This window comes from Brevibacterium sp. 239c (genome assembly GCF_900169365.1).
Classification (GTDB): Bacteria; Actinomycetota; Actinomycetes; order Actinomycetales; family Brevibacteriaceae; genus Brevibacterium.
The window spans coordinates 85,263-99,089 of sequence record NZ_FXZH01000011.1 but is presented as its reverse complement, the minus strand read 5'-3'; the positions used below and the strand labels follow the sequence as shown (position 1 = coordinate 99,089).

Sequence of the window (13,827 nt, the reverse complement as noted above, 5' to 3'; positions counted from 1 at the left end):
TAATTGAAGTATGCGCGCTATGGGACTTGCAGTGAAGGTCAAGAAGAATCGGTTAGATACGACCGTCGTGGTTTTAAATGATGACGGAGATCGAGACGTGGCTCTTGACGTCTCAAATGTACGAGTTGAGGCCACGTTTGAAATCAATAGTGGCGTGGACGAGATGGCGAACATGCTTGGTGATTGTGCCAAGAACTTTTCTGGTCGTCTGCGAGGACTGAAGCCAGATGTCGTCACAGTGCGGCGAGCCGACCGACCCGCTCGCCCAACAAACACAGAAGGTCCCCGTATGCGTCTGCTCATGGAGGGGGCCCTGACGAGTTCGGCCCAGCAGCTGGTAGCCGGTACTACGATCCGCAACGGCAGAGAGTGCGGGTCGGATTACGGTACCAATAAAGCTGATCTTGATAGGGTCGCAAGCGAGATTAAAGGTGGCAAGTTCAGCGAAGCAACTGCCGCGGCACTTTCTGGGCTCGTTGCCAACCGTTAGTATCTGTTTTGCCGCAACACACAGGCTTGGGTGGTTCCGCTATTGCAGGTTTCACGCAATACTGTAAGCGTGGCCAATTCGTTGAGTTTGCTTAGCCAGGTCTATCGAGCGCAGACAAAAAACAGTGCACTCGCCGGGCCCTCGCTCAGTGCTGTGGCGCAACATGTTGTTGATCAGTCGCAACGAGGCGAGTGGTATCTTCTGGCGGTTGATCGAACTGGGGAGCGCATTATCGGAGCGGCACTTAGCTTAGACTCAGACCTCAAAACGGTTGATACTTCTGCCCGGCTTGATGGGTTGCATGTTTTGCTTGTAGCTGGTTATGTCGCGGGCAATGTGGCAATTGACTTCAAGATTGAGCTTGCTATTCGTCTGGGTGCAACTCAAGTTAGACCGGTATTTTTGACAGACGACGTGGATAGCAACACGAGCAGTTTGTGTCTTTGAGGCTAGTGCACGGGGGAAGCCTTTTACGCCACTATTCTTGAGTTTTGACCGGCATCTATAGTTAGGATCGTTGGCAATCCTAGGACGCGCGCTGTAAAGGTTCGTGACGAGCTCTGGCATATGAGCACGAGTCACACCATAAGAAACGCCACCTAAAATGAAACAAAATCCTCGAAGAATGAACGTAACGACTCTTTAAAACTCGGTCGCGCCATCTTTTGGCACCCGTGGCTACTCTAGTTTGTGCCTGCGAGTTTTCTTGGATTGCCGACGTGAGTCCTGTTCTTCTGAGGGTCCATCGACGGCATCGTGCAGCCAGGCGGACAAGAAATCTGTACCATGCAGATTCGCTCGTTCTTCAAAATCAGCGGCCATATTTACAGCAAGTTCCGAGAACCGGTACCCCGTCTCCTCGGATGCTGTCCGGAATGCCCGCTGGTATACGCGCAGGAGAAGTTCTGCACCCACTGCTGATTGTGTCAGTTCATTTAGAGCAGACGACCCGACAAGAATGGCAGTGCGAGGCGAGGCTTTTGCTACTGCCCCACGTGACCGGTGCCCTCGAAGAGTGTTTCCGACTATCGCGACATAGTAAGTATCAGCGAAATAGCTTTCCTCGAGTGCGATTAGTTGGTCGCCTAAGCGCTTCCCATCACCGCCTTTCGCAGATCCAGTTTTGCTTTTGACCTGAAATAGACGGAGCGCAGCTTGTTTCTCAGATAGCGGAACTTGACCCACGTCCGCACCTGGGAAGGGATTGAAAAGCGGGTCCATTTTCTCTTTCCCGCCTTTGCCCTGAGGCTCGGGGACGCGGAAATTACCGCGCATCTCACCAATCACGTTCTCGTGGAGATGACCAACTAGATCTTCGATCTTCATAAGTACTTTGTGAGATGCCGTATGTTCGATCGTCTGTTGGAGACTTTGTTCACTGAGTAATTCGAAGTTTGCAGCAAGTATGAATGGATCAAGCACGTCGCCTGCATTGCTGCCCACGCGCAGATGGTCAGCCTTGGTCGGGAACTTCTGCACCTGGGCCTCAACGTAGTTGGCTACCTCGCGTGTAACCTGCCTCGGGTTTGCGAACGCGCGGCACAGCTGGACTTGATCAGCGAGATCCTTTGCAGTGGAGGTACCTGAGTCGAAATGTGGCTCTAGGAGGTTGAATAGCTCGGCGCGAGTCAGATTTCCGAGCTCAAGCGCGGTCTGATGCGGTAACGCAACGTTCGTGAGGGGCTTGAGGCCAAGTTGATCAGTCGCGAGATCTAGGAGTTGTTGTGCCGTTGCTGAACGGATCCAATCGACTTCGAGTTGAGTTTCGTCGATTCGGGTGAGGACACGTGGGTTCAGTCCGGAGAGACGGTCGCGGTAGGTCATTTGGTAATGACTTCTTTGGCGCTGCGTCGCCGTTTGTTTGTTGCGGACATTCGCAGTAGTTCGATTGCGTCAGTGAGCATTGTGTCAATGTCCGGTTGTGCCCCCCTGACTACGGGCTGTTTGATGGTTGCGCCGATGGCTTTTCCGAGCGCAACTGGTACAGCGTTCCCGATTTGCGTGTATTGATCGGCGATGGACCCATTGATTTTCCACGAATCTGGGAAGCCTTGCAGTCTGGCGCACTCATGTACCGACAGCGGTCGGCTTTCCGATGGATGACACATGGCAGATCCTTTGCGGTTAGCTTTGCCGGTGATTGTCGGGGACTGCCCGTCCCAACTGAGCCGACGAAAGAAGCCTGTCTTTCCCCCGCCGGCACGAAGACTCCGTTCTCCCATTGCAAGGGCCGCGACTTCGTGAGGCAAGTTGCGCCAGTTGCCCCCCTCTGGGACGAGATCGAAATAGCCTCGCGTAATCTCCGTATAGAGGGCTCCAGGACCCGGGTTTTTCTCAAGATCACTAATAGCATCCGCTACTGTCACTAGCGGGCGTTCCCCGGTTCCATGCGTAGGTTGTATGAATTCCGGAGGGACTCCATCGCGAGAACCGACCATCACGAACCGTAGGCGCTTCTGCGGTGCCCCATAGTTGGCTGAGTCTAAAACCGCGAAGCGGACCTGATAGCCGAGATCCGCTATGACGGTGTCCAACAGGTATCGAATTGCGCTCCCGGATAGCTCGTCAGGTTCGAGAGGCGGAAACTCGCTGTCAATATCGAATAGTGCTGATTGACTCGCACTGTATGACGACAGGTTCCAGGAATTTCCCGGGCGCGCAGCGATCGGACGGTGACGTGCGGCAGCAGTAACGAGGTTTGCCACATTCTCAAGCACGAAAAGGCGTGGTTGTGTCTCTGCTATTAGTCGTAAGTACTCGAATATGGCGTTGCCTCGAGGGTCGTTCAAAGCGGCACGATTTCCACCGGTAGAGAAGCTCTGGCAAGGAGGACCACCTACCATTACGTCCACTTCATTCACGTCACACAGTTTTTTGAGCCCTGCGCCAGTTAGGTCAGCGACATCAGATTCGACTACTTGGATGTCTGGACGGTTATTTCGAATAGTCGCGCAGAATTTAGGTTCCATCTCCACGGCCAATGAGGGACGCCACCCCTCAGCTTCCAATCCCAGGTCGAGGCCCATCGCTCCTGAGAAGAACGACCATACAACTGGTTCAGTTTCAGACATAGCTCAATTCTCTCATAACCTACCTACCTACGAGCTCGTTCTTCTCTCGCCAGTTTGGTCTGAGGTCTCGCCGCGGACAAGGGGCCGAGGATACTCTCTACATGCCGAATCCGGAGGGTTGATTGTCGAGCGATCGGATCGTCGCCTCCTTATCTTCTATCGGCGGAAGATCCGCGACCAGACTGCGCTCGTCATACTCGGAGATGACCGTGCGAATGACCTCGCGAGAGCGCTGCATATCGGTGCGAGGGTCCACATCGAGGTCCCTGATCCTCTTGTGCACTTCGCTCTTGATGACCTCGGTGGCTTCCACATTGAACCCCTGGCAGACAGAAAACGAAACCCATTTCCAACAGCTGGATTTGTTTTTAACCTATCTGTAGTCGACTGAAGAATCCAGCAATTTCTCGAATCTGTGGATAACTCTGTGTAGAAAGCTGAATGCCCTGCGAGTAGTTTCAGGTGAAGACCAGGGGGCGGAACACCACTGCATCCGCATTGCACATTTGCGTGTTCGGGTATAGATTCTCATCACCATTGCAGCCGCCTGCGACGACGGGCCTGCGCACCATAGACCGCGCCACCGGCGGGATGACTTGATCTCCCGCCGGTGGCGCTATTTTTCGGTATCTAGTGTCGCGTTTCTGAAGTTGCTTTGGGTTTCGCTTTTTCCAGCACCTGCTCTGGTGTCTTTGTCCACACGAAGGGTGCTTGCGTTTGTTCCACCCAGTGATGAATGCTCGGATCTTCGCGTTGAGATCCTTCACCGATGTGAACACCCCACTCTTGATCGCTTGGCGATCGATGATGCCGAACCAGACCTCCACCAGGCTCAGCCACGACCCTGACGTCGGGGTGAAATGCACATGGAAACGCGGATGCTCGTCCAGCCACTGACGCACTTCGGCTGTCTTGTGAGTAGCGTCGTTGTCCATCACCAAATGCAGCTCCTGATCCGGATATGCTCGATTGATCTGGCGGAGAAACGACAGAAACTCCTGCCACCGATGCCGAGGCTTCACCGCGCCGGTAACCTGTCCCGTGGCGGCCTCAAGAGCGGCGAACAGAGTTGAGGTTCCATGTCGGTGGTAGTCATGAGTGCGCTTCTCGGCATCACCCATGCGCATCGGCAACAACGGTGCCGTACGGTCCAGGGCCTGGATCTGGGACTTTTCATCGACACTGAGCACCACACATCTGCCTGATTGCCACCACCTGGGTCTTCTTCACCTCCGCCACCTGGGCCGAAGCTACGCAAGGCTTCACGTGGCTGGTGCCCGCCTTGGCTGCCGGGTTCACCGCCCAGGTGCTCTTCGGGGCGCTGTCCTATCTCCTCCCGGTCGTCCTCGGCGGGGGACCGGCCGCAGTGCGTGCCGCCAACACTGAGTTCGCGCGTTTCGGTGCGCTGCGGATCACGATCATCAACCTCGGGCTGGCGATCTGCCTGCTCCCGGTTCCCAGCTGGGTCCGCGTGCTGTGCTCTGGACTGGTGGCGCTGGGCCTGGCTGCGTTCCTGCCCCTGATCTTCCGCGGAATCAGGGCCTCACGACGGGCGAAGAAGAACCCGCCCGAACCCGTGACGGGCAACCGGAAGGCCCAGGTTCGTGCGACGAAGGAAGAGCGCGCGGCCCAGCAGAAGCAGGAGAACCGAAACAGTCTGGGCCTCGCAGCAGCAGGTGTGGCAGCGGTGCTGTTCGCCGTTGCCGGCGGCGTCGCCCTTGACCCGAGTGCCACGACTGCGATCAACGCCTCATCCACCTCGGCGGGAGTGGCCGCCACAGGTGAGACGACGCGCGTGAGCGTCGAAGCCAAAGATATGCGCTTCACCCCGGCGAGCGTCGATGTGCCCGCGGGCAACCGATTGATCATCGACCTGAAGAACACGGATGATGAGGATGTCCACGACCTCGTGCTCGCCGATGGGCACGACAGCGGCAGGCTTGCACCGGGGGAGTCGACGAGCCTGGACGTCGGCATCATCGGCTCCGATATCGATGGGTGGTGCTCGATCGCCGGCCATAAGCAGATGGGCATGGTCTTCACCGTCAACGCCACCGGCGCCGCAGCCACCAGGGACGCAGGCGACAATGATGCCGCAGATGGGGGATCGGCGGATGCGATGCCGGGAATGGATCACGACTCTGCGCAATCCACCGGCGATGATGCCGCGAATGAGGGCACAGCCTCGGCGGCCTCGGGCCTGGACTTCATGGCCGATCCGGGCAAGGACTTCAGCGCACAGGACGCTGAACTGCCACCCGCACCGGGAGGCACGACCCACAAGGAGATCTTCACCGTCACCGAGGTCGAACAGGTGGTGGCCGCGAACGTCAGGCAGAAACTGTGGCTGTTCAACGACACCATGCCCGGGCCGACCCTGCGCGGCAAGGTCGGCGACGTCTTCGAAATCACCCTGGTCAACGACGGGTCGATGGGGCACTCGATCGACTTCCACGCCGGTGAGCTGGCCCCGGACAAGCCGATGCGCACGATCGCGCCCGGGAAGTCACTCACCTACACGTTCAAAGCCACCCACTCCGGCATCTGGATGTACCACTGCGCGACCATGCCGATGTCATCCCACATCGCCAATGGCATGTTCGGTGCCGTCATCATCGATCCACCCGAGCTGCCGGCCGTGGACAAGGAATTCGTGTTCGTCCAATCCGAGTTCTACCTCGGACCCCAGGGCGGGGTCGTCGACTCAGAGAAGGTGCGTCGGGAAGAACCCGACGCCGTGGTCTTCAACGGCTTCGCCAGCCAGTACGACCATGAACCGCTCACCGCTCACGTCGGAGAGCGGGTGCGGATCTGGGTGCTCAACGTCGGTCCGAACCGATCGAGTGCCTTCCACATCATCGGCGGACAGTTCGACACCGTCTATAAGGAAGGCGCATACGTGCTCCGCCCCGACAATTCCGAGAAGGGGGCAAGCCAGACTCTCGACCTCGAAGCCGCACAGGGTGGGTTCGTCGAACTCGAATTCGCCGAGGCTGGACACTACCCGTTCGTCTCCCACAAGATGGTCGACGCCGAGCGGGGAGCCCACGGAATGGTCGATGTCAGTAAGTGAAATGCCGGGCCCGGATCTTCAAGCCCGGATCTTCAAGCCCAGAGCGACACGGGTGACGTATCAGCGAAACGGCTGCGAGCCACCGGATGTCCATATTTCGGCTTGAGATTTCTCACGGTTGCGACCGGTAGAAAGAAATTCTACACAGCGTAGTAATGTCGCAGACGCCAACCAAAATAGCGACCTGGACAGGCCGTTGCAGCCACGTGGTGCACTGGCATCACGAAAGGGGCAGATGTGATTTCCCAACCCGCACTTTCCGTCATCCGCGAGACCCTGCCGGCAGTCGGCGCCTCGATCGGTGAGATCACCCCGATCTTCTACGAGCGCATGTTCGCTGCCCGTCCTGACCTGGAGAGCGACCTCTTCAACCGCGGCAACCAGGCACAGGGAGAACAGCAGAAGGCTCTGGCCGGAGCAATTGCCGCATACGCGAGCCTGCTCGTCTCCGAGGACGCACCGAACATCGATGCCATGATGAGTCGGATCTCGAACAAGCACGCCTCGCTGGGGATCACCGAAGACCAGTACGCCATCGTCTACGAGCATCTCTTCGCCGCCATCGCCGAGGTCCTCGGCGAGGCCGCCACCCCGGAGGTCGTCGATGCCTGGACCGCGGTCTACTGGGACATGGCCGACGGATTGATCGCGGCGGAGAAGAACCTCTACGCCCGTTTCGACGTGGCGCCCGGTGATGTGTGGAACGAACTCGTCGTGACCTCCCGCAACCAGGAATCCCCGACCACCGTCAGCCTCGAACTCGCCCGCGAAGACTGCGCGGCACTGCCCGCCGCGCAGCCGGGCCAGTACCTCTCCGTGCAGGTGACACTTCCCGACGGGGCCCAGCAGATCCGCCAGTATTCGCTGACCAGAGCCTCGAACCGCACCTCATGGGCCGTGACGGTCAAGGCCGAACCCGGCTGCGCCGACTCCGGTGTCCCGGCCGGCGAAGTCTCGAACTTCATCCACGACAACATTTTCGAAGGCGACACCGTGCGCTGCTCCCTGCCCTACGGCGACCTGGTCGTCGAAGAGTCCGATGAGCCGCTCCTCCTCGTCTCGGCCGGGATCGGATGCACGCCGATCATCGGAGCACTCAACCACCTGGTGCAGACCGAATCGACGCGGCCCGTCATGGTCCTGCACGCCGACGAGTCGATGGCCTCCCACGCGCACCGCCGCGAGATGGGGCAGCTGGTGAACCAGCTGCCCGGGGCGCAGATGCATCACTGGTACGAACAGCTTGGGGCCCGGACGGTCACCGACACTGTCCATGAAGGTTTCATCGATCTCGGTGAGGTCCCCATCGCCGCGAACGCGCAGGTGTACCTGTGCGGGCCACCACCGTTCATGAACGCCGTGCGACGCGGTCTGGCAGTACTCGACATTCCCGCCGACAATGTCCATTTCGAGGTCTTCGGACCCGACACCTGGAGCGCTGCCGCAGAGCCTGTGTCGGCCTGATCCGCAAAACAGCAGCCCAGCCTCATTCCCGGGTTCTGCACCCAACCGAACCGGCGCCGAGGTGGTACGACTTCACGTACCACCTCGGCGTCGGTCATCGATGGGGGTGAAGGCTGAGGATTCAAGCCTGAGGGCCGCCATGCACTAGGATTGCATCATTATGCCCACTGATTATTCTGCTGAAATCGCCAACCTCCGTCAGACCTACAAAGCGATCCTGGACGTGTCCGATCTGGATAATCTCCGCTCCGAGGTCGCTGAGATGACGGAGCAGGCATCGGCGCCGTCCTTCTGGGACGATCCGGACTCGGCTCAGAAGATCTCGGCCACGCTCTCGCATAAACAGGGAACCCTGGAGAAGCTCGAGAAGTTCGGTGAGCGCATTGACGATGCCGAGCTGCTCATCGAGATGTCCGAGGACGAGGGCGATGAGGACTCGAAGGTTGAGGCCGAACGCGACCTCAAGAAGCTGCACGACCAGCTGGCCGAACTCGAGATCTCGACGCTGCTCAACCACGAATACGATGAGCGTTCAGCCGTCGTGACCGTGCGCTCCGGTGCCGGCGGCGACGACGCCACCGACTGGGCACAGATGCTCATCCGCATGTACATCCGCTGGGGCGAGAACCGCGGATACAACGTGCAGCAGCTCGATACCTCCTACGCCGAGGGCGCGGGCATCAAGTCCGCAACGATCCAGGTCAACGCCCCCTACGCCTACGGCACACTGTCCGTGGAGGCCGGCACCCACCGCCTCGTGCGCATCAGCCCCTTCGACAACCAGGGACGTCGCCAGACCTCCTTCGCCGCCGTCGAAGTCGTGCCGCTGATCGAATCCACCGACCATGTCGATATCGATGAGAACGATCTGCGCATCGACGTCTACCGGTCATCGGGCCCCGGCGGTCAGTCCGTGAACACGACCGACTCGGCCGTGCGCATCACGCACGAACCCACCGGCGTCGTCGTGAGCATGCAGAACGAGAAGTCCCAGATCCAGAACCGCGAAGCCGCGATGCGCGTGCTCCAGTCACGCCTGCTTGACCTCAAACGCAAGGAAGAGGCGGCTCAGAAGAAGGAACTGGCCGGCGACATCAAGGCCAGCTGGGGCGACCAGATGCGTTCCTACGTCACCCACCCGTACCAGATGGTCAAGGACTTGCGCACCGGCTACGAGGTCAACAATCCCTCGAACGTCTTCGACGGTGACCTCGACGGCCTCATCGAAGCGGGAATCCGCTGGCGCAAGGAACAGGAAATGGCCGAAGACGACTCCTGATTCTTCTTCTGCGGCTGCGCGGTTGCACGGCTGGTTCAAGTACCACCTCGGCGGCTGTGTGAACTTCCTGTGTCGCTGTGAACTTCCTCCAATGCGCAACACACGCCCTTAAGCCTCCCGGATCATCACGGGGCTGTTACGTACAGTGGAAGCGGCCGAGCCATCCGCGACATGATTGAAGACCCTCTTGATCAAATTCGACTCAGTTTCGAAGTCCTACGACGCACGATCCCGCAGAGCACTCGACGACATTTCGTTCGAGGCCGAGCGCGGAGAATTCGTGTTCCTCGTCGGCGCTTCGGGCTCGGGCAAATCCACGGTCATCCGACTCATCCTCCGCGAAGAGGTACCCAGCAATGGGCGGATCCACATCGCCGGAAAATCGGTCGTGAAGATGCCCAGCTGGAAGGTGCCCTATCTGCGCCGGGGGATCGGCACCGTGTTCCAGGACTTCCGTCTGCTGCCGAACAAGACCGTATTCGCCAACGTCGCCTTCGCACTCCAGGTCATCGGCAAATCCCGGGCGGCCATGTCGACCCTGGTCCCCGATGTGCTCGAGACCGTGGGACTGGCTGGCAAAGAGAAGCGCTACCCCAACGAACTCTCCGGTGGTGAACAGCAGCGCGTGGCGATTGCCCGCGCGGTGGTGAACAAACCGGGAATCCTGCTCGCCGATGAGCCCACAGGCAACCTCGACCCGAGCACCAGTGCTGACATCATGTCGGTGCTGGAGAAGATCAACCGCAACGGAACCACGGTGCTCATGGCCACTCATGACGGCGAGATCGTCAACCGGATGCGCAAGCGAGTCATTGAACTCTCCGACGGAGTCATCGTCCGAGACGTCGAAGAGGGTACCTACGGAGTCGCCTCATGAGGGCCGGATTCATCCTCTCCGAGGTCTGGTCGGGGCTGCGCAAGAATGTCTCCATGGTCCTGTCCGTGGTGCTCGTGACCTTCGTGTCCCTGCTCTTCGTCGGCGCCGCAATCCTGCTGCAGATGCAGGTCGGGCAGATGAAGGACTACTGGTATGACCGCGTCCAGGTCTCCGTGTTCCTGTGCCCACCGGATTCTGAGGCCACCAACTGTGTCGAGGGCGAAGCCACCGATACGCAGAAAAAGAACATCGAAGATCAGCTCAACAGCTCGGAGCTTGCCCCCTACGTCGACGAGGTCTACTTCGAAGACAAGGGCGAGGCATTCGAGCACTTCCAGGACCAGTTCAAGGGCACCAGCCTCGAAGGCACCGTGCCTGAAGATGAGATGAACGAGTCGTTCAGGGTCAAGCTCAAGGACGCCGAGAAGTACGACATCATCAAGGAATCGTTCTCCTCGACCCAAGGTGTCGAAGAGGTCGTTGACCAGAACCAGCTGCTCGACCGTCTCTTCGGTGTCCTTAACATCGCCACCGTCGTTGCGGTCGCGATCGCCGGAATCATGCTGCTGTGTGCCATGCTGCTCATCGCCACGACCATCCGCCTGTCCGCATTCTCCCGGCGGCGCGAGACCGGAATCATGCGCCTGGTGGGTGCGTCGAACACCTTCATCCAACTCCCGTTCCTGCTTGAGGGCGTCATCGCCTCGGCGATCGGTGCGACCCTGTCCGCCGGTGCCCTGGGACTGCTCGTCCACTTCGGTGTCAGCGGTTGGCTGGAGGGCCAGGCGACGGGCTTCAGCCTGATCTCGGGAGTCAATGTCCTCATCGTGGCTCCGATCCTCATTGCCATCGGTGTGATCATGGCCGGGGCATCGTCTCTGATCACCTTGAATAAGTACACGAAGGTCTGAGATGAAGCGCAGACTCGGTTTAGTCATCACAGCGGCGGTGTTGGCCGTCATCTTGCCCGTCACCTCGGCGGGAGCCAATCCCCGTGACGATAAGAGCAAGGTCGATGACCGGGTCAAGGAGCTCCAGCAGGAGTTCGAAGGACTTGACGAGGACCTGGCCCGCGTCATCGCAGAACGCGACGCGGCGCAGGAGAAGCTGCCCGACGCTGAAGCCGCGTCGAAGAAGGCTGATGACGCTCTGGGCGCTGCCATCGAGAAGGATGATGCCATGGCCGCTCGCCTGACCTCGGCGGAGAACGCGCAGAAGGATCTGAAGTCTTCGATCGAAGACGGCGCGGAGGAGATCGACAAGCACAAGACCTCGGCCGCGCGCATCGGGCGTCAGGCGTACCAGAACTCGGGCATCACCTCCGACCTGGCGATGCTGCTGCAGATGGCCGAGGGCACAAGCGCCGACGGTGGCATCGGGCGAGTGGACTCCGCCGTGCGGTCACAGCAGCGCACGATCGACAACCTTTCCGAGCAGCGCGCGGTGAATAAGAACAACGAAGAGCGCCTGTCGGGTGTGACCGATGAGATCTCGGACCTCAAGGACGAAGCCGCCGAGGCTGTGCTGGCCAAAGAGGCCGCACAGATCGATGCGAAGAAGAAGTCCGACAGCCTCAACGACATCATCTCCGCGAAGGACGATGCGGAGAAGACCATCTCCGACAACAAGGACAAAACCGAAGCTCAGCTGCAGAAGGAACAGGACGAGCAGGACCGGTTGGCGAAGAAGGTCCGTGAATGGGAGAAGGAGCAGGAGAAGAAGGGCAAGTTCGTCTATGGTGACGGCGCGCTGGCCAACCCCGCCAAGGGCTATCCCATCACCTCACCCTTCGGTTACCGCATCCACCCGATCACCGGGGCGAAGAAGCTGCACTCCGGCACCGACTTCGGTGTTCCCTGCGGCACCCCGATCCGTGCTGCCGGTGACGGGATCGTCGTGACCTCCGGTTGGACCGGGGGCTACGGCAACCGCGTTGTGATCTCGCACGGAAAGATCAAGGGGAGTTCGATCGCCTCGACGTACAACCACAACACGGACCTGAAGGTCCATGATGGGCAGAAGGTGAAGAAGGGCCAGGTCATCTCGGATTCGGGTACGACCGGCGCCTCCACCGGCTGCCACCTGCACTTCGAGATCATGAAGAACGGCGGCTACGTCAACCCGATGCCCTACATCTCCTGACGTTGGTCAGCGTTTTTAGGGACCTGGCCTCGCCGAGGTGGGCCTTGAGCAGCCGTCAGCGTGGCCTTTTTGGGCCGGTCAACCCGGCCTTTCGTACGCGATATCATTGAGCTAGAGTAGTTGGTCTGCGTGTCTACTCGATTGGGCGGTCTTCAGAGGCTGACAATCGTGGCTGGACACAGTGAACCGAGACACAGGAAGGAGGCCGGACATGCCGAAGGAAACTGGCAAGAAAGTCATTGCGAGGAACCGCAAGGCACGCCACGACTATCTCATCGAAGATACGTGGGAGGCCGGTCTCGTGCTGAGCGGAACCGAAGTGAAGTCACTGCGAGAGGGCAGGGCGTCGCTGACAGACGGTTTCGCATTGATCTTCCAGAATGAAGCGTGGCTTGAGGGCGTCTACATTCCCGAATACGCACAGGGGACGTGGACGAACCACACCGCTCGTCGACGTCGAAAGCTGCTGCTGCACCGCGAGGAGATCCTCCGTCTGTCGCAGAAGGTCAAGGAATCGGGACGCACACTCGTCCCGCTGGAGCTGTACTTCGACGGATCGCGGGTCAAGGTCGAGATTGCTCTGGCTAAGGGTAAGCGCGAATGGGACAAGCGTCAGGCTCTGCGTGAAGCGCAGGACAAACGTGAGGCTGAGCGCGCTATCAAGTCCAAACAATTCCTCTGAGTCTGCTCGTCTGACACCATCGGTCTGACTAGGCCCTGTCCTTGGGAATGCAATTGGATCGGCTGGTGTTCTACGAGTATGCTGGTGATTCTGGTCAGCGCATGAGCCTGCTTGCGCAGGTGAATGAGTTGGACAGGGTTGGTAACAGAATATGGGGATGATCGGTTTCGACGTCGGACACTGCGACGGGAGAAGCGGGCCGAGAATGCAGAGTCATCTCGTTAATGTCCTCTGCAAAACAATAGGTGCTAAGTCTAATAACCGCACCGATTTCGCCCTCGCTGCCTGATTAGGCCGAGCTGCGAATCCGTCAGTCTAGAGTTGCTTCCACTCTAGGTCCTGGCGTCGCTTAGGGAGCCACTGCTTCAGATATTCGTTGAGGGTATCTGAGGGACTTCTACTCAACTCCGTTCGTTGGTCCACATGTTCGTGTGAGGGCCAGAACCTAAGAAACTACTTCACGAACTGCGCCCGGAGAAGTCCTGACAATCTGCCGACGGACGCGGGTTCGATTCCCGCCATCTCCACTTTTGAGCGCCCAGGACCGGAAACGGTTCCTGGGCGCTTCTGCGTTCGCAACCGTCATGTCGTGACTCTCATGCGCATCGCCGCCATCGGCGAGCTCGCCTGATTCGCCCGTCGGCGATTGTGGCCGATCGGCCGAGCCTGACTGGCCGTTCGGTCGACGTCGCAGAGTCCCCGTTCCGGAAGTATCGATGGTGCAGAGTCGTTGGCATCCGACAAGGACA

The 13,827-nt window shown here is 59.2% G+C and carries 12 protein-coding genes, 1 other RNA gene and 1 pseudogene; 10 read left to right on the top strand and 4 right to left on the bottom strand.

What is annotated here, in order from left to right; all coding sequences use genetic code 11:
* The first annotated feature begins 10 nt into the window (after window positions 1-10).
* Together BSP239C_RS11750 and BSP239C_RS20480 are read left to right on the top strand one after the other, a co-directional pair.
* Window positions 11-490, top strand: a complete 480-nt coding sequence (locus BSP239C_RS11750; protein WP_101573050.1) for a hypothetical protein — start codon at window positions 11-13, stop codon at window positions 488-490.
* Window positions 491-559: 69 nt separating this feature from the next.
* The gene (locus BSP239C_RS20480; protein ID WP_145997440.1) at window positions 560-937 is read left to right on the top strand and encodes a hypothetical protein; all 378 of its coding nucleotides are present in this window, start codon (window positions 560-562) and stop codon (window positions 935-937) included.
* 231 nt (window positions 938-1,168) lie between these two features.
* Here the strand turns inward: BSP239C_RS20480 and BSP239C_RS11745 are convergent, their stop codons facing one another.
* The 4 genes and pseudogenes from BSP239C_RS11745 to BSP239C_RS11730 all read right to left on the bottom strand — a co-directional run.
* A complete protein-coding gene (locus tag BSP239C_RS11745) occupies window positions 1,169-2,314 on the bottom strand; it encodes a hypothetical protein (RefSeq protein ID WP_101573049.1) in 1,146 nt (381 codons plus the stop codon).
* Window positions 2,311-3,561, bottom strand: coding sequence for a DNA cytosine methyltransferase (locus BSP239C_RS11740; protein WP_101573047.1), 1,251 nt, complete (start codon window positions 3,559-3,561; stop codon window positions 2,311-2,313). The genes BSP239C_RS11745 and BSP239C_RS11740 overlap by 4 nt, the downstream gene beginning before the upstream one ends.
* Before the next feature lie 97 nt (window positions 3,562-3,658).
* Window positions 3,659-3,874: a hypothetical protein gene (locus BSP239C_RS11735; protein WP_180958995.1), complete on the bottom strand. Its 216-nt coding sequence runs from the start codon at window positions 3,872-3,874 to the stop codon at window positions 3,659-3,661.
* A 317-nt stretch (window positions 3,875-4,191) separates the two neighbouring features.
* A pseudogene (locus BSP239C_RS11730) lies at window positions 4,192-4,760 on the bottom strand (IS630 family transposase); the annotation flags it as partial.
* A 74-nt stretch (window positions 4,761-4,834) separates the two neighbouring features.
* Here BSP239C_RS11730 and BSP239C_RS11725 point away from each other — a divergent pair.
* The 8 genes from BSP239C_RS11725 (at window position 4,835) to ssrA (ending at window position 13,608) form a co-directional block, all read left to right on the top strand.
* Entirely contained in the window at window positions 4,835-6,634 is a 1,800-nt protein-coding gene (locus BSP239C_RS11725; RefSeq protein WP_219618890.1) for a multicopper oxidase domain-containing protein, read from the top strand.
* A 237-nt stretch (window positions 6,635-6,871) separates the two neighbouring features.
* Window positions 6,872-8,098, top strand: a complete 1,227-nt coding sequence (locus BSP239C_RS11720) for a globin domain-containing protein (protein WP_101573043.1) — start codon at window positions 6,872-6,874, stop codon at window positions 8,096-8,098.
* Between the two features lie 160 nt (window positions 8,099-8,258).
* Complete coding sequence (gene prfB, locus BSP239C_RS11715) at window positions 8,259-9,377, top strand: peptide chain release factor 2 (protein ID WP_101573041.1); 1,119 nt, start codon at window positions 8,259-8,261, stop codon at window positions 9,375-9,377.
* 187 nt (window positions 9,378-9,564) lie between these two features.
* Window positions 9,565-10,254: a cell division ATP-binding protein FtsE gene (ftsE, locus tag BSP239C_RS11710; RefSeq protein ID WP_101573039.1), complete on the top strand. Its 690-nt coding sequence runs from the start codon at window positions 9,565-9,567 to the stop codon at window positions 10,252-10,254.
* The gene (ftsX, locus tag BSP239C_RS11705; RefSeq protein WP_101573037.1) at window positions 10,251-11,165 is read left to right on the top strand and encodes a permease-like cell division protein FtsX; all 915 of its coding nucleotides are present in this window, start codon (window positions 10,251-10,253) and stop codon (window positions 11,163-11,165) included. Before ftsE ends, ftsX begins: the two co-directional genes overlap by 4 nt.
* 1 nt (window position 11,166) lies before the next feature.
* Window positions 11,167-12,396 (top strand): M23 family metallopeptidase, encoded by a 1,230-nt coding sequence (locus BSP239C_RS11700; RefSeq protein ID WP_101573035.1) that lies wholly within the window; start codon window positions 11,167-11,169, stop codon window positions 12,394-12,396.
* A 211-nt stretch (window positions 12,397-12,607) separates the two neighbouring features.
* Window positions 12,608-13,078 (top strand): SsrA-binding protein SmpB, encoded by a 471-nt coding sequence (smpB, locus tag BSP239C_RS11695; RefSeq protein WP_101573034.1) that lies wholly within the window; start codon window positions 12,608-12,610, stop codon window positions 13,076-13,078.
* Window positions 13,079-13,231: 153 nt separating this feature from the next.
* Window positions 13,232-13,608: a transfer-messenger RNA gene (gene ssrA / locus BSP239C_RS11690) on the top strand.
* Window positions 13,609-13,827: the final 219 nt, after the last annotated feature.